The organism is Pseudomonas sp. GM18 (genome assembly GCF_000282195.1).
Classification (GTDB): Bacteria; Pseudomonadota; Gammaproteobacteria; order Pseudomonadales; family Pseudomonadaceae; genus Aquipseudomonas.
The window spans coordinates 1-15,445 of the sequence record NZ_AKJT01000132.1 but is presented as its reverse complement, the minus strand read 5'-3'; the positions used below and the strand labels follow the sequence as shown (position 1 = coordinate 15,445).

At 60.0% G+C, this 15,445-nt stretch carries 15 protein-coding genes; 4 read left to right on the top strand and 11 right to left on the bottom strand.

All coding sequences use genetic code 11. The annotated features are described in order from the left end of the window. Positions 1-37: 37 nt before the first annotated feature. From PMI21_RS00560 to PMI21_RS00575, 4 genes are all read right to left on the bottom strand, one after another. Positions 38-1,939 (bottom strand): hypothetical protein, encoded by a 1,902-nt coding sequence (locus PMI21_RS00560; RefSeq protein ID WP_238541254.1) that lies wholly within the window; start codon positions 1,937-1,939, stop codon positions 38-40. Positions 1,940-2,021: 82 nt separating this feature from the next. After that, positions 2,022-2,774, bottom strand: coding sequence for a copper chaperone (locus tag PMI21_RS00565; protein ID WP_007942086.1), 753 nt, complete (start codon positions 2,772-2,774; stop codon positions 2,022-2,024). 10 nt (positions 2,775-2,784) lie between these two features. Then, complete coding sequence (locus PMI21_RS00570; RefSeq protein WP_007942085.1) at positions 2,785-4,266, bottom strand: tyrosinase family protein; 1,482 nt, start codon at positions 4,264-4,266, stop codon at positions 2,785-2,787. A gap of 228 nt (positions 4,267-4,494) precedes the next feature. Further along, positions 4,495-5,376, bottom strand: coding sequence for a LysR family transcriptional regulator (locus PMI21_RS00575; RefSeq protein WP_007942083.1), 882 nt, complete (start codon positions 5,374-5,376; stop codon positions 4,495-4,497). A 110-nt stretch (positions 5,377-5,486) separates the two neighbouring features. Between PMI21_RS00575 and PMI21_RS00580 the strand changes: the two genes are divergently transcribed. After that, positions 5,487-6,071 (top strand): isochorismatase family protein, encoded by a 585-nt coding sequence (locus PMI21_RS00580; RefSeq protein WP_007904567.1) that lies wholly within the window; start codon positions 5,487-5,489, stop codon positions 6,069-6,071. A gap of 51 nt (positions 6,072-6,122) precedes the next feature. Here PMI21_RS00580 and PMI21_RS00585 read toward each other — a convergent pair whose 3' ends face one another. Further along, positions 6,123-8,024 (bottom strand): potassium transporter Kup, encoded by a 1,902-nt coding sequence (locus PMI21_RS00585; RefSeq protein WP_007942082.1) that lies wholly within the window; start codon positions 8,022-8,024, stop codon positions 6,123-6,125. Between the two features lie 418 nt (positions 8,025-8,442). Here PMI21_RS00585 and PMI21_RS00590 point away from each other — a divergent pair, with 418 nt between their 5' ends. Beyond that, the gene (locus PMI21_RS00590; RefSeq protein ID WP_007942080.1) at positions 8,443-9,891 is read left to right on the top strand and encodes a PAS domain S-box protein; all 1,449 of its coding nucleotides are present in this window, start codon (positions 8,443-8,445) and stop codon (positions 9,889-9,891) included. A 33-nt stretch (positions 9,892-9,924) separates the two neighbouring features. On the opposite strand, the gene PMI21_RS00595 is transcribed toward PMI21_RS00590, so the two are convergent. Continuing rightward, complete coding sequence (locus PMI21_RS00595; protein WP_007942079.1) at positions 9,925-10,545, bottom strand: cell wall hydrolase; 621 nt, start codon at positions 10,543-10,545, stop codon at positions 9,925-9,927. Between the two features lie 183 nt (positions 10,546-10,728). On the opposite strand from PMI21_RS00595, the gene PMI21_RS00600 reads away from it, so the two are divergent. Beyond that, complete coding sequence (locus tag PMI21_RS00600; protein ID WP_007942078.1) at positions 10,729-11,580, top strand: CAP domain-containing protein; 852 nt, start codon at positions 10,729-10,731, stop codon at positions 11,578-11,580. A gap of 50 nt (positions 11,581-11,630) precedes the next feature. Here the strand turns inward: PMI21_RS00600 and PMI21_RS00605 are convergent, their stop codons facing one another. The 5 genes from PMI21_RS00605 to PMI21_RS00620 all read right to left on the bottom strand — a co-directional run bounded on the left by PMI21_RS00605 (position 11,631) and on the right by PMI21_RS00620 (position 14,516). Beyond that, positions 11,631-12,029 (bottom strand): DUF5329 domain-containing protein, encoded by a 399-nt coding sequence (locus PMI21_RS00605; RefSeq protein WP_007942077.1) that lies wholly within the window; start codon positions 12,027-12,029, stop codon positions 11,631-11,633. Positions 12,030-12,087: 58 nt separating this feature from the next. Beyond that, the gene (locus tag PMI21_RS30275; RefSeq protein WP_007942076.1) at positions 12,088-12,315 is read right to left on the bottom strand and encodes a hypothetical protein; all 228 of its coding nucleotides are present in this window, start codon (positions 12,313-12,315) and stop codon (positions 12,088-12,090) included. A 126-nt stretch (positions 12,316-12,441) separates the two neighbouring features. Then, on the bottom strand, positions 12,442-12,678 hold the full coding sequence (locus tag PMI21_RS00610) for a hypothetical protein (protein ID WP_007942075.1): 237 nt from the start codon (positions 12,676-12,678) through the stop codon (positions 12,442-12,444). Positions 12,679-12,739: 61 nt separating this feature from the next. Then, complete coding sequence (locus PMI21_RS00615) at positions 12,740-13,528, bottom strand: DeoR/GlpR family DNA-binding transcription regulator (protein WP_007942074.1); 789 nt, start codon at positions 13,526-13,528, stop codon at positions 12,740-12,742. Between the two features lie 94 nt (positions 13,529-13,622). Beyond that, entirely contained in the window at positions 13,623-14,516 is an 894-nt protein-coding gene (locus PMI21_RS00620) for a LysR family transcriptional regulator (protein WP_007942073.1), read from the bottom strand. 85 nt (positions 14,517-14,601) lie between these two features. On the opposite strand from PMI21_RS00620, the gene PMI21_RS00625 reads away from it, so the two are divergent. After that, the gene (locus PMI21_RS00625; RefSeq protein ID WP_007942071.1) at positions 14,602-15,396 is read left to right on the top strand and encodes an NAD(P)H-dependent oxidoreductase; all 795 of its coding nucleotides are present in this window, start codon (positions 14,602-14,604) and stop codon (positions 15,394-15,396) included. The last annotated feature ends 49 nt before the right edge of the window (positions 15,397-15,445 follow it).

Genomic DNA, 15,445 nt, shown 5'->3' with positions numbered 1-15,445 from the left:
CAACATAGCCCCCCTAAGGAAACTCACCAAAACCATCTCAACGCAACTGAAGTTTCCAAACCGCCGCAAGCCCATACGCAGCCTTATCAGGCAACACCGTCGCCCCACTACGACGAACCATCCCAACATAATCGGCAAGTCCTTCGACGAGCACAGCCCATTCCGGGCGCGGGTCTTTGACGTAGTCCCAACCCAATCCCAGCCACGGGCATCGCCCACCGATCCAGGCCTGCACGGCCGGGGTCGCTTGCATGGCGTAGTCAGGAAGCGCGGGCGCATCCGGTCGGGGTTGGCGCGCTTTTACAGTCGGCACGTGCAGCTGCAGAGCACCATTCGCCTCGACGGTCACTTGCATCGCGCCGAGTAGCGCAATGTCAAAGGGCACCGGTTGGTCATGGATAACATAGAAATACGCCATGCGACGGATGCTGTCGTAGTCGGCAACGGCGCGATACAGGTAGGCACAGATCACACCCAGCATGGGATCCGCGTGCTTTTGGTTCCGCAGGTCTGCGGCGAGTCGGTCGATGCTGTCGGCTTGGAGCCGGCCGGCGGCGAAGTCGTCGATTGCGCCGAGCATCCCTTGATAGTTCTCGGGGGCATTGCGCATGCCGTAGGCCTGGAAAACGTCGCCGGCGGTGCTGGGTGCCACGACGGCGTACAGGTCATCGTACGGAACGACCGGTGTAAATGTGCCATCGGCCAACTCGACCAACACCGGCATCCCCTGCGGATCGCCCTTGATGCGGAAGGTCTCGAACCCCGGCGTTGGGTCTAGTCGCTCGATCGGTTCCCGGGACAAAAGCCTCGCTGGATTGCCCCAGACGATGACGTTCGCCCGGCCAGGATCGTTGACCTGCTCCAGCCTGCGCCGAACCTCTCCAGCCGCAGTCTTGCGCACATCAGCAGCCGCATCGGCCTCCAGCCGCTGAACCAGTGCCTGTGCCTTTTGCGTTTTTTCAGGCGTGCGAGTGGTCTGGTGCCGCAGTTCGAACAAATCCTGGAGTAGATCCTTACTGTCCTCGGGGATGGTGATGAAGTGGTCGGCTGGCACCGCCAGATCGCGCCCCTTGAAGCCAAAACCGGTGCCGAGGATTTGCTCGCGAAAGTCCGTGTCGGTATGCACCCGCTCAAGAATTTGCTCGGCAGCCCCCGGTGCACCAGCCGCTTCGACGGCGCCCAGGGTGGTGGCATTTCCCGTACGTGGCCAGGGCTGTAATTCGGCGGCGCCTTGTAGTGGAATTGCGGTGTTATAGAGCACGGCCGGTTCCGGGTCGACCAGACACTGCGGGTTGAGCTTCAGGCGATACTCTTTCGCGCGCTCGGTGGTGCGCGACCGCACGCATTTGCCCAGTGTCTCCGTGGTGATCACACCATCGATGATGGCGGCCGGCTCGATGCCCCAGAGCGCGTCGGCGATCACGCCAGAAAACACACACTTGCCGGGAGCGCCGGACATCGGATCAGACACCATATAGCCGAGTTGTCCGTCCTGGCAGGAGGCCAGGCGATCAAACCTGGGGCTATCAACTTGTGTGCCCTGCACGACGATCCCGCGCACGGCATCGAGGCGCATCAGGTCGATATTCTTCGGCGCTTCGCGGCAGGCATCAGTAATCAGCGTGATGCGCTGCACGCCATGCAGTAACAGTTCGGTGTAGAACAAGTCGGCCAGCACACGGTACTTCAAGCGCAGGGAATCGCTGAACAGCCACGAGATCGAGCCGATATTCGCATCGGTGAGGCCATGACCGCAAAACGCCAGGATCAACTGCTCGACCACCTCGGCGCCGCTCGGAAACAGTTCATCGACCGCTTGCTGCACCCGTTCACGGGTGACTGGAATGTCGCCAGCGAGACCGTCGTCGACGATTCTTACGTTGCCGGAGCCGAAGCCCGAGCGGAGCGCCCAGTCGCCGATTGAACGGGCGGCGAGCACGGCTCCGTCCAGGTACGCGAAGCGCAACGTCTGGTTTGAGGTCGGAGTCAGCGTGCTGACCCCGATCGCCAGACAGGCCCGCCTAGTCATGCGGGCGCGCCGCCTTTCGCGCCGTGAGGACAGAGACGAGATCAAGTCGGGGGAAACGATCAGCAGGAGTCAGACGCTCAGCCAGCATCATCGCGCCTGCAAACAACATGATCGGGATGTGCCACGCCCCGCCAAGCAGTGGCAGCAACATCCACGCCCAGCACGACGCAATGCACCAGAGCCCATGCGTCATGCCGAAGATCAGGCAATCCCTGTCGGCAGCCCAACCGAACAGACCGATCCGCCGCATCCGGTGACCGCGATTGAGCGCCGCGCGGTGCCACGGACTGGCACTCCACAGCATCGCAATCAGCAGTGCCCCGGCAAGGGCAGCCTCTGCGACGCTGAGCTGCAACAACAGCGCGAGGACAGTCAGGATCGGTCCGGCGGCCATCCATAGCGCACCGTAACCGAGCAAGAACCCGACTGACGCGCGCAGGCGTCTGCGTGGCAGGCTGGAGCGCCAGACATGCATGAGTGGCATCGCCAGCAGCGGTGGCATCATCGCGACAAGCATCAGCGCCCAGTCAGCCAGCAGGCGGTTCAGTGGATTCAGGGCGAACTCGGCCTCCAGCGCGGTGGGCCAGAGCGTGACGATAGACAGCCCCGCCAGCGAGCTGCAGAAGGTCGGATACGCAGCGTGCCCGACGTTGTAAATGCTCAGGGCCAGGCCGAGCCCAGCCGTTGCGAACAGCAACGGCCAAGGCGCCTGGGTGAAGCTGCGCAGTACCGAACCTGGCTGCATGAGAGCGTACTCAGCTCACGACGCCACTTCGCTTGAGAACGCTGATTCGGTCCACGGTCACAGGCTTGGCTTCCGATATCTGCTCGCCCGGAACGAGGGTCACACGCAGATGATTCGGATCGAAGTCGCCAGCATCCGTCAGCCGTTGGGCCAGGTCGGTAATGTCGATCGTGTAGCCAAGCCCGTTACCGCCATGGCCGCCGTCTGGCCGCGAGGCGACGTTCAGGCCGAACAGCGTCAGGCTGCCGGCATGGCACTCAGGGTGGAGTTGCGGATCGACGCCTTCCGGCAGATTGACGTACACCTCCAGCAGAGGCGAAGGCGCGGAGCCGCGCACCGATTCAAGCGCAAGGTAAAGGCGGGTCACCTCCTTGCCCGGCTCCATCGCGCCCATCGCGGCGATGCCGGCGGTGGTGGCTTGCTGGTCGAGGTCGACCTGCGTGCGCACCGGCGCCCCGCCAACCCTGACCGCCGCCGCATTGGCACCGATTGGCTCGATGCTTTGTTGATCCGGCGCACCCATTTTGACCCGTGCCACAGCCTCTGCTCCAGGTGTTACACCGGTGCCGATGCTCAAGTCCGCATAGCTACGGTGCAATTTGCCATCCTTCAGTGTGTCGCGGCCGGAGAACTTCATTCCAGCAACGCCGCCGCCAGGCACCGGCATGATGAAGGTACGGTCAGCCGGGCCGTTGAGCCAGCGCGGGTCGCGAACCATCGTCTTGCCCGGCGTGCTCATCCACGCTTCCCAGAGCCGGTCGATGTTGCAATGGTGCAACCAGAAGATCGGGTCCAGGCCCGCGAGATACGGATTGGCCATGAATCCCTGGTCACCGCCGATGAGACGATGGACCGTATTGTGCGGGTTGTTCTCCAGATCGCCGGTCCAGCGAGCGAACTGAACGAAATCGCCGGTGACTCCGCCGCCGAATCCGATGCTGCCATCATTGCCGACCTGGAAATCGTTCTCCTCCATCGCAGCGAGGCTGAACGCATCCCGTGGGCCTGGCCGCAGCCTGGTAAGTCCTTGTCGACGGGGATATTTGCTGAGCGGGTTCGGGCTGCCGTCGGGCAAGGTTTCCACCAGGAAAGCATCCGGAACACGCCGCGCATCAGGGTTGCTGCTATTGAGGTAGTTCCAGTACGGCAGCGCCCAATCGTCACCGGTCAGTTCCTTCACTTTTGCGGCGACGATCGCCTCGAATGCATACACATAACCGCGGTGCCAGGAAAGGAAATACCAGCTGCCGTGCTGGCACTGACTGCCGTAGGTATAGTTGGTCAGATCCTTGGGAACCGGGTCGTCTTCACCCAGGACGTTCTCGTCAATCCACAATTGCCGATCGAACCCGTGGATGGCGCCCAGGAATTTCCAACTGTTGCGATCGGTTATCGGCAGCTTGTCCAGCTCACGCATTGCCAGCGCATAGTTGAGCAGAACCTTGTTCCATCCGGAACCGAGTGTCGCGACATCTTGTCGAGCCGTACTCATGAACGCACCCTCCCTTGCAACATTTCGCTGGGGTGGCGACTGTGTCGTCACACCGATTGCAATCCTTTGCAGTTCGCGACTTCATGTTAAGGGCTGAACTGCGCTCACGAGGCCCGCTGATTTACGGTGACGCGCGCCTCTGCGAGATTCAGTATAGAAGCCCGGCAGAATTGTCATCGCGAATTCACATGATATTTGCCGCAAGCGATGAAAGGCAGTCACCACCCGCTAAGCATCCTGCAATTTCTCACGCAGGAACTCGATAAACCGTTGGGTTTTCGCCGGTAACAGCCGCGTCTCGGTGAGGGCGTAAACCGAGATGGGCGAAGCCTGCCACTGCGGCAAGACTCTGCGCAGCGTGCCATCGGCGAGGTCTTGCAAAACGATGCCTTCGGCCAGTAACGCGACCCCCTGATCCAGCGTCGCCAGACGTCGAATCATTCCCACGCTGTTGAGCTCGAATCGACCGCCCACCTCAACGTCCACCTCCCCTTCACTGCTGGAGAGCATCCAGCGTTCGGCACGGGTTCCGCGCAGACGCAGGCATTGGTGGTGCGTCAGGTCCGAGGGCTGAACAGGGTCACCGTACTGTTCGAGATAACGGGGTGAGGCGTAAAGACCGCGGCGCAAACTGGCGAGCTTGCGGGCGATCAGGTTCGAACTCGCGGGCTCGCCCATGCGGATGACCACATCAATCGGCTCACTCACCAGATCGACCTGACGCGGGGTCAGATCGAACTCGAAGCTGATGCCGGGATACAGCCGGGCAAACTCCGCTATCAGCGGCGCCAGGTAGATATTGGCGAAATCCACCGGCAGCGAGGCCCGCAGCACACCGCTGGGCCGGGCCAGCATTTCGCCGAGCTGCTCGTGCGCGAGCCGGGCTTCTTCGACGATGCGTTTGCAGCGATCGAAGTACAACTGCCCTGCTTCGGTCAGCTCGATCTTGCGCGTGGTGCGATGCAAAAGCCTGAGCCCGATTTCCTTCTCCAGGCCACTTATCCGGCGCGACAGCGTCGAGTTCGGCATGCCCATCGCCTCGGCTGCACGGCGGAAACTGCGCGCCTTCACAACCTCGACAAACAGCGCCATGTCGTTGAGAAACTCCAAAGCTATTGCTCCACCAGTGGATCAGTCATTTCAATTTTACCCGGTTTATCCCGTATTCGGATTGATCAATGATAGCCCCATGCCGCAACCCTACTGCCAGGAGAATCATCATGACGTATGAAAAATTCAGTGCCGACAATGCCGCCCTGCTGTTGATCGATCACCAGGTGGGAACGATGGGCTGGGTGAAATCCATCCCGTTCGAAGAACTGAAACGCAACGCGCTGATGCTCGCCAAAGCGGCCAGCATTCTGAAACTTCCGGTGGTGCTGACCTCCAGCATGGAAGAATACGCGCAGGGGCCGCTGCTGAGTGAACTGGAGCAGATCCTGCCTGCCGAGTTCGCTTCCCGCGTCAAACGCCTGGGCATCGTCAACGCCATGGACGATGAAAACTTCGCTGCCGCCGTCAAAGCCACCGGCCGTAAAAAGCTGATCATTGCCGGTGTCACCAATGACGTGTGCACGGTTTATCCGGCGCTGAGTCTGGTGCGCGAAGGGTATGACGTTCAGGTGGTGGCCGACGGTGGCGGTTCACCGAGTGTGATGGCCGATGACATCGCCCTGCGGCGGATGGATAAGGGCGGCGTGACGCTGACCACCACCAACCAACTGATCGCAGAACTCGCCGGGAGTTGGGCTACGCCGCAAGGTGGTCAGTTGGTGCAGGTACTGATGGAAGCGCTGCAAGGCTAAAGTCGGAGGAACCTATGGAGCGGGCAAACCCGCTCCCGCATGGATGAATGGCTACATCTCAACCTGCGTACCCAGCTCGATCACACGATTGAGCGGCAAATTGAAGTATTTGAGGTTGCTGTTAGCGTTCTTCAGCAAGAACGCGAACAGAGTCTCGCGCCAACGGGCCATGCCGATACGCTTGGTCGGGATAACCGTCTCGCGGCTGAGGAAATACGTGGTGCGCATCGGGCTGAAATCCAGCTCTTTCAAATGGCACAGGCTCAACGCCAGAGGCACATCGGGCTCTTCTATAAAACCAAAGTGCAGACTGACCCGGAAGAACCCTTCGCCATAGGACTCGGCCTCGAATCGCTGATCCGCAGGCACACGCGGGCGGTCTTCAGAGATCACGGTGAGAAACACCACCTGCTCGTGTAGCACCTGGTTATGCAACAGGTTGTGCAACAGGGCATGGGGGACAGCATCGGATCTGGCCGTCAGAAATACCGCGGTACCTTGCACCCGATGGGGGGGTTGCGCGCCGATGCTGCTGATGAACAACGGCAGCGGCAGAGCGGTTTCGTCCAGTCGCTCGACAATGATCTTTCGGCCGCGTTTCCAGGTGGTCATCAAAATTAACAGGGCAATACCGGCAATCACCGGGAACGCACCGCCCTGGAAGATCTTCGTCGCGTTGGCGGCGAAATACAGGCTGTCGACCATGAGAAAACCCAACAGCATCGGAATCGCCAGCCAACGCGGTGTTTTCCACAGCAGCAAAACCACGGCCGAAGACAGAATGGTCGTAATCAACATGGTCCCCGTCACTGCCACGCCATACGCCGCTGCCAGCGCACTGGACGACTCAAAGCCGATGACCAGCAACACGACGCCGACCATCAGCGCCCAGTTCACAATGCCGATGTAAATCTGCCCCTGCTCCTGACTGGAGGTGTGCTGGATAAACATACGCGGCACGTAACCCAACTGAATGGCCTGGCGGGTCAGTGAGAACGCCCCGGAAATCACCGCCTGGGAGGCGATGATGGTGGCCAGTGTCGACAGCGCGACCATCGGCAGCAGCGCCCAGTCGGGTGCCAATAGATAGAACGGGTTGCGTACCGCTTCCGGGCTCCCGAGGATCAACGCGCCCTGGCCAAAGTAGTTGAGTACCAGGCCGGGCAGCACGAGGATGAACCAGGCACGGGCAATCGGTTTGCGACCAAAATGGCCCATGTCGGCATACAGCGCTTCAGCACCGGTCAACGCCAACACCACGGCGCCCAGAATGGCGACGCCAATGCCCGGATGAACCACGAAAAAATTCACGGCCCACGCAGGATTGAGCGCCTGCAGGACTTCCGGCCGTTGCAGGATGCCGTAAATGCCGAGGGCGCCTAACACCCCGAACCACAGCACCATGACCGGGCCGAACAGGATGCCGATACGCGCCGTGCCATGTTTCTGGATCAGGAAAAGGGCTACCAGCACGATAACGGACAGCGGCACGACCCAATGCCCGATACCTTCGAACGCAAGCTGCAGCCCTTCAACCGCAGAGAGCACCGAGATGGCCGGGGTGATCATGCTGTCCCCGTAAAACAGTGCCGCGCCAAACAGCCCGAGCAACACCAGGACCCTGCTCATTTCCGGATACGGCGCCGAGGCCCGCCGTGCCAGTGCCGTCAAGGCCATGATGCCGCCCTCGCCCTGGTTGTCGGCGCGCAGGATAAACAGCACGTACTTGATCGAGACGACCCAGATCAGCGACCAGAAAATCAACGACAGAACACCCAGCACACCGTCGTGATTGGCCTGGACGCCATAGTGACCGGCGAACACTTCCTTGAGGGTGTACAGCGGGCTGGTGCCAATGTCCCCATAAACCACGCCGACCGCGGCAACGAGCAAGCCCACTGCTGATGTTTTGCCGTGGGAGTCTTCATGGGAGGGGATCGCTGTTTCGCTCACGGGTAGCTTCTCTGAAATGGAAGGAAAGAAATGGCATGCCACCTTCGAGCAAGAGGGTTTGCGAGGTCAGCCGGTAAATGTTTGGACTCAGCCATGAAACCCCACAGTTTGATAATGAGATTAGTCCATGGGGTGTCATGCCGTTCGTTAAGGCGACCTGGCGAGTTTTGCAGGCCTGTCGACGATCAAAAAAACGCGGCAAGTATCGTCGCGAGGGAAAATACCTACCGTAAAGAAACCGTAAAAATGTACGGGCATCAGCGGGCGAATTTCGATCAAATTTCTTGTGTGCGACCAAAAATAGTCCTTAATTGGAGCCAAGGTTCTTTCCGGGACCTGACCACATCTCTATATCCTGTATTTTCAACCCGAATCACCTGAATCGAGTGCCAAGGCACCACCAGCATGGAGCTAGCGAATGAGCCAAGGACCTATCTATGAGGACGACACCGCTATTGGACCTACCTGTATGTCCTCAGAAGGTAGCGAGCAAACCTCCCCATCCCTTCACGACCTGGGATTGAGTGATGTCCTTGAGGCACTGCCCGAGGCGATCTACACAACCGATGCAAAGGGTCTGATCACCTTTTACAACCATGCAGCGGTGGCGCTGTGGGGAGTGAGCCCGACGCTTGGGGAAAGCACCTTCTGCGGCTCCTGGAAGCTCTATTGGCCTGACGGCACGCCGCTGCCCCACGATGAATGCCCCATGGCCATGGCATTAAAGGAACAACGTCCTGTCCGAGGGCTTGAAGCCATCGCCGAGCGTCCGGATGGCACACGCGTTCGTTTTCTGGCGTGCCCCTCGCCGATCTTCGATGCAGCAGGCGGCCTGATAGGCGCCGTTAACATGCTGATCGATCTGACCGACCAGACCATCGCCGATGAAGCCGCGCTGATCCATGACGCACTGGTCGAATCGTCCGCCGATGCAATCATCGCCAAAGACCTGAACGGCACGATTACCAACTGGAACGCTGGCGCCCAGCGACTCTTCGGTTACACAGCCGAAGAAGCCGTCGGCCAACCCATCGACATACTCACGCCCCTGAATCGGCAGGATGAGGAACCCGGCATTTTGGCGCGCATTCGTCGAGGCGAGCGCATCGAACACTATGAAACCCTCCGGCGGCGCAAAGACGGCAGCCTTGTCGAGATCTCTCTCGCCGTCTCCCCCATCAGAAATCGGCAAGGCCGTATCGTCGGAGCGGCCAAAATCGCTCGCGATATCACCGAGCGCCGACAGGCGGAAGAACAAAAGAGCCTGCTCATCAGAGAGATGGATCACCGGGTGAAAAACCTGTTCACCCTGGCGAACAGCGTGGTCTCACTGAGCGCCCGTTCAGCAACGACCTCAGGTGAACTCGCCTCCGCCGTTTGCGCAAGGCTGAACGCATTGGCGCGAGCCCATACCCTGACCATACCGCACGGTTTGAGTAACGAGCAGCCAACGACATTGCATGCCCTCATTCAAACCATTCTCGCGCCTTATGCCGGTGGCGATGACAACAGCCAGTCACGCGCTTTCGTGACCGGCCCCGACATAACGATTGACGGTGCGTCAGTCACCAGCTTCGCCCTGCTGTTGCATGAGTTTGCAACCAACGCCGCGAAATATGGGGCGCTCTCTTTGCCTGAAGGGCTTTTGGATATTTCCTGCAGCGAGAGTGAGGAGGTGTTCACCGTTGTCTGGAGCGAAAGGAATGGGCCGCTCATTGACCGGGAACCCGACAGCACCGGTTTCGGCACACTTCTCGCAAAAGCGACTGTGCATGGCCAGCTTCACGGCGAAATCCGCCGAGACTGGAAGCGCGAGGGGCTGACCATCACCGTGGCGTTTCCCACCCGTTACATTCGCGGTCAATAACGGACGGGCCAGGTGGTGCGAAGCGATTCGCACCTACTTTGCCGTTCCGCCACCAGGCTTATAGAACAGAAACTTCGAGGTCTCGCCTGTCTTGATGTACTCCTTCGCCCAGTCGGGTTTCACCGTTCTGTCGTGGAAATACAAGGCACCCTGGGTGCGGTCCGTGAGTTGCTTGTTGAGTGCCTTGCGCGCGATCTCCTTGGCGATGGCATATTCGTCGTCTTCCTTTACCTGATCCGCACGCCCGTCGCACCACCAGGAAAACTGGCAGGCATGCTTTTCGGAACCTTGCTTGACCACGGCGCACACCGTATCCGGAAAACCTTCGTGGCCCAGCCGGTTCATGACCACGCTGGCGACGCCTTCCATGTCGGCAGCAGCTACCCCTTTGGCTTCCCAGTAAATACTGCGTGCAAGGCACGTAATGGCATCGTCCAGCGGCGCGGCACCAGCCGGATCGACCGCCTGCACCTCGGAGGGGGTAATGACCTCGGATTTGGGCACCGGAACTTCGCTGCCCTTCTCTGCTGCTTTCTGCTCCAGGACCTGCGCCTTCTCTTCGGCCACTTCCTTTTTTTGCTCCTGGTCAGTCGCCCACACCTGACCGCACAGAAGGACGATTGCGAAACAGGTGGCTACCCCTTTAAATCGCATGTTCCGACCCTTCTGATTGAAACCGGCGTGAGCAACGAAACGATCGCAGACCTGGATTGATTGTAGTAGCCGGAATTCATACCAACAGGCAGGCAATAAACTGCATTTGGGGCGCGAAAAGGCATTGCATAAAGAGGGGTGACATCGCGCATCATGAGCGCAGTCCGTTCAAGGGAGATTTTCATGCGCAGCCTGTCATCCGTTTTGCATCTTGGCGTGTTGTCATGCGGGTTGGTGTTCAGCGTCATCGCGTCGGCGGCCGATGAACAACAGCTGGTCGAGTCGATCAACGTTTACCGCAGCCAGGTACAACGCTGTGCCGGTCAGGCGTCGTCGGAGTTGCCACCGCTGGCCAGCGATCCGCGTCTGGTGCTGTCCGCCAACAGCATCGGTGACCTGCAGCAGGCACTGGCCCGCGCGGCTTATCCGATGGTTAACGTGCAGGCGATCAGTTTGTCCGGTCCGCGTGATGCGCCCGCCGCGATGAAGGCGATTCAGGAGAGCTTCTGCCGGGTGGTGCTGGACCCGCAATTTGTCGACGTCGGCGTTAGCCGGGAGGGCCGAGAGTGGCGCATCGTGCTGGCGCGTCCCCTGTTGTCCGGGCGGCTGGGCGACTGGCAGGCGGAGGGCCAGAAACTGCTCGAAGCGATGAACAGCGCCCGCACGCAAGCGCGCCAGTGTGGCGCCCAATCCTTCGCCGCCACCACGCCGCTGGCCTGGAACGCCACGCTCGGATCAGCCGCCGAGGGCCACAGCCGGGCCATGGCCAACCATAATTTTTTCGATCACAAGGACCGCGACGGCCGCACGCCGGGTGATCGGGCTGAACTGGCGGGTTACGCCGGTCAGCAGGTCGGTGAAAACATCGCCGCCGGGCAAGACACCGTGCGTAAGGTAGTGGATGGCTGGCTGGCCAGCCCGGGCCATTGCGCCAACCTGATGAACCCGCAGTTTCGCGAACTGGGTGCAGCCTACGCGGTGGACCCGAAGAGTGATGCGGGAATCTATTGGACGGCGATGTTCGGTACGCCGTGAAGGCCGCTGCTTGATTGTACCGGGCGCTGCGCTAGTGCCCGACAAGACAATCAATGAAGTTGCCGTTGCCGCTGTAGCTCGGTCTTCAACCAGAGACTGGCCGGTTGTATGCCTGCCGGACAGCGCACTTCATAGGCTCGGCCACTCGTGCTGCTTTGAGTGGCCGCCAGCTCAATGAAGTCTTCGGCGCTGTTCACCCTGTCCTGTTCTTCAAGGTACTCCAGCTTCTTCTCCAGATGCGCCCGGGCCTGAGGGCCTTGGTATTCGCTCCCGTTACGCACAAACCGGCATTCACTGTGCTCGACAAAGTCCAGCAAGCTGTTTATTTCCTGAGTGGCTTGAGGTGGGATTTGTGCCTGTGCATTGAACACCACGGCGGTCAGGCCGATGCCCGACGCCATCAGCCATTGAGTGAGGGGTGCAACAAGATGCCCAGTCAGCCTTCGCATGGTTATTCCTCAGGAGATCAGAGCGGTGATGGCCGCTCTGAAACTGGGCATGGACAGGTCAATCGTCGTCTCGGTCGTCATGGTCGCGGTGCCGACGGCGATCATCACGACGATCGTAATCCCGGTCATACCCTCGATCATCACGGTAATAATAGCCACGGTCATGGTCGCGACGGTATTCACGGTGATCCCGATCGTACCTGTCTCCCTCTTCCCAGTAAGGAAAGCAACCTCCCAGCAGGAGAGTACTTGCAATGGCCAGGGTCATTATCGCGGTGCGCTTCATTATTTTAACGTCCTAAAAGGTCAGAACTACGGGGATGAGGTGACGCTAGCGGCGAATCGATCGCAGTGCGTTCAAACCCATAGTTACGACCTTCCAGCCGATCAATGATTCCGTTATCGCCGGGCCTTAAAGCGTTCTCTGGCTGTTACCGATGGTTTTGGCTTTTTCGATGGCCCACTCCATCGCCGCTTCCATGTCCAGCAGATGCGGCGAGGGGTGTTTGTCCTCGACGATGGCCGAGCCGTCCGGCCAATAGACCCCCATGAACATCTTCAGCGAACCATCTCTCAATATCTCGGCTTTAACCTCAATCGTGCATCCGTTCGACAGCGTTTCCGAGTGGGTTATATGGCGCTCAGTCATAACTGCATTCCTCCCGTCGTTGCTATCAGCGTAACCCATGCAGCGCCGGGCGCGATGACGCTCAGGCGTCTGCCTGCACCACCTCGATCCCCAGTTTTTGATAATCCTCGAGATTGCCCGAGGCCACGTGACGCTCGGTGATCAGCGTATGCACACGGGCACAAGGCGCAACCACAAAGGGCTCCACCGCCCCCAGTTTGTCTGCGGTGGTCACGGCAATCACGTGGGAGGCGCTGGCGAGCATCGCCTGTTTCACCGGCACCTCATCGAAATGCAGCGAGCTGAGGCCGACTTCCGGATGAATGGCACAGACCCCGGTGAACACCAGGTCGGCCTTGATGCCCTCGATCAGCCGCAAAGTTTCATGGCCGCTGGAGGACATAGTCGCGGGATTGAGCTGACCACCGGCGACAATCACCGTGATGCCTTTATATTCGGCCAAGGTGATCGCGATCATCGGCGACGCAGTGACAGCCGTGATGACAATGTCAGCGGGCAGCGAGCGTGCGATCTGCAGCGTGGTGCTCCCGGAATCGAACATCACGATCTGGCCGTCTTTGACCCGGCGCGCGGCGAGCTGCGCCAGCCGGGTTTTCACCTCGTCGGTTTCGCTGACCCGGGTGAAGTAATCCTTGCCCGTGTCCTTGGGCCGCGGCAGCGCCCCGCCATGCACCCGCTGCACCAGCCCGGCGCTGGCCAGCTCCGACAGGTCACGGCGAATGGTGTCTTCGGATACGGCGAAATGCAGGCTCAGCTCGGAAGCCATGACCTTGCCGTCACGTTCGAGGATCAGCAGGATTTTTTGGCGGCGAAGTTGGGGGAGTTCAGCGGAGGAATGCTCGACGTGCATGGTTATGCCTGTTTTTGCGTGTTTATGCGAGATTAGCCAATCACCTCAATCAACACAAGGCGCTCCCACATTGATTGCGTTTAACTGATAGCAATCACAAGGCACTCACAATGAAATCACGCAACCATTGATGCCCAGGGTCGCGGTGGCAGCGCTCGGCCCAGAGCATCGACATCTCGTAACCCGGAACTTCAAGCGGTGGCTCGACCACTTCCAGCCCACGCCCATCGCGAACCAGCCGCGACGGCAGCATCGCGACCATGTCGGTGCTCTCCACCACCGACCGGACAAACAGGAAATGCGGCACCGACAGCACCACGCGGCGCGTCACGCCCACCTTGGCAAGCGCCTTGTCGGTGACACCCTGGAAGCCCCCGCCATCCGGCGACACGATCACCTGGTCGAGCTCACAGAATTGCGCAAGGGTCGGCCGCTTTTTCAACCGCGGATGGCCGGCACGTCCCACCAACACATACCGTTCGGTAAACAACGTTCGACGCCGTAAGCCAAGGGGAGAGTCCTCGCTGGTATGAAACGCCAGATCGATTGCGCCCTGCTCCGCTTGCCTGGCCAGCTGTGACGGCACCAGGTCAAACAGCGCCAAACGCGTGCCGGGTGCTGCCGAGCGCAGCCCGGCCAACGCGGGCAAGATGATGGTCGACTCGCCATAATCAGACGCCATGACGTTCCACGTCTGCCGCGCCTCGGCCGGGTTGAAAGGGCTGGCGGGCGACACCGCGCGCTCCAGGGCTTCCAGGGCCAGACGCAACGGCTCGCGCAACTCATCGGCGCGGGCCGTGGGCCGCATGCCCCGTGGCCCTGGCAGTAACAGCGGATCGCTGAAGATGTCCCTCAATTTGGCGAGATGAACACTCACCGACGGTTGAGACAAATTCAGGCGTTGCGCCGCACGGGTTACGTTGTGCTCCGAGAGCAAGACATCAAGGGTCAGCAGCAGGTTGATGTCCAGACGTCGCAGATTATTCATGGCAATACCTGGCATATTGGTTATTCATTTCCAATATACCTGGCAAAGTCCGATTCTGCTGGCTTCTGATACCGGAGACTCAGCGATGAATGTTCTGCTCGTTTATGCCCATCCCGAACCCAAATCATTGAACGGTTCGCTCAAGGACTTTGCCGTCAAACGCCTGGAGGCTGCCGGCCACCGGGTGCAGGTCTCCGATTTGTACGCGATGGACTGGAAAGCCTCGCTGGATGCCGATGACAGTCCCGGCCGGCCAGCCCACGCACGGTTCGATCCTTCGCTGGATTCCAAGCGCGCCTTTGAAGAAGGCCGGCAACGACAGGACATCGCCCTCGAACAGGAGAAACTGCTCTGGGCGGATACCGTCATTCTGCAGTTTCCGCTGTGGTGGTTCTCGATGCCGGCGATCCTCAAAGGCTGGGTGGAACGCGTCTACGCCTATGGTTTTGCCTATGGCGTGGGGGAACACTCCGATGCGCGCTGGGGCGACCGCTACGGGGAAGGCACGCTGGCGGGCAAACGGGCGATGCTGATCGTCACTGCGGGCGGATGGGAATCGCATTACAGCCCACGGGGCATCAATGGGCCCATCGACGATGTGCTATTCCCCATTCACCATGGCGTACTGTTTTACCCCGGCTTCGACGTGCTGCCACCGTTCGTGATCTATCGGACCGGCCGAATGGATGAGGCGAGATTTGCAACGACCTGTGAGGCGCTCGGCCAACGGTTCGATGATCTCGGGAAGACTGCTCCGATTGCTTTCCGACCGCAGAATTCAGGGGCGTATGACATTCCGCAACTCACGTTACGCGATGAGATTGCTGCGGATCAGTCGGGCTTTGCAGCTCACATCAAACAGGCGACACACTCGTTGTAGCAGCTGCCGAGTCTGCGAGGCTGCGTCCGCCGTAGCAGCTGTCGAGCTT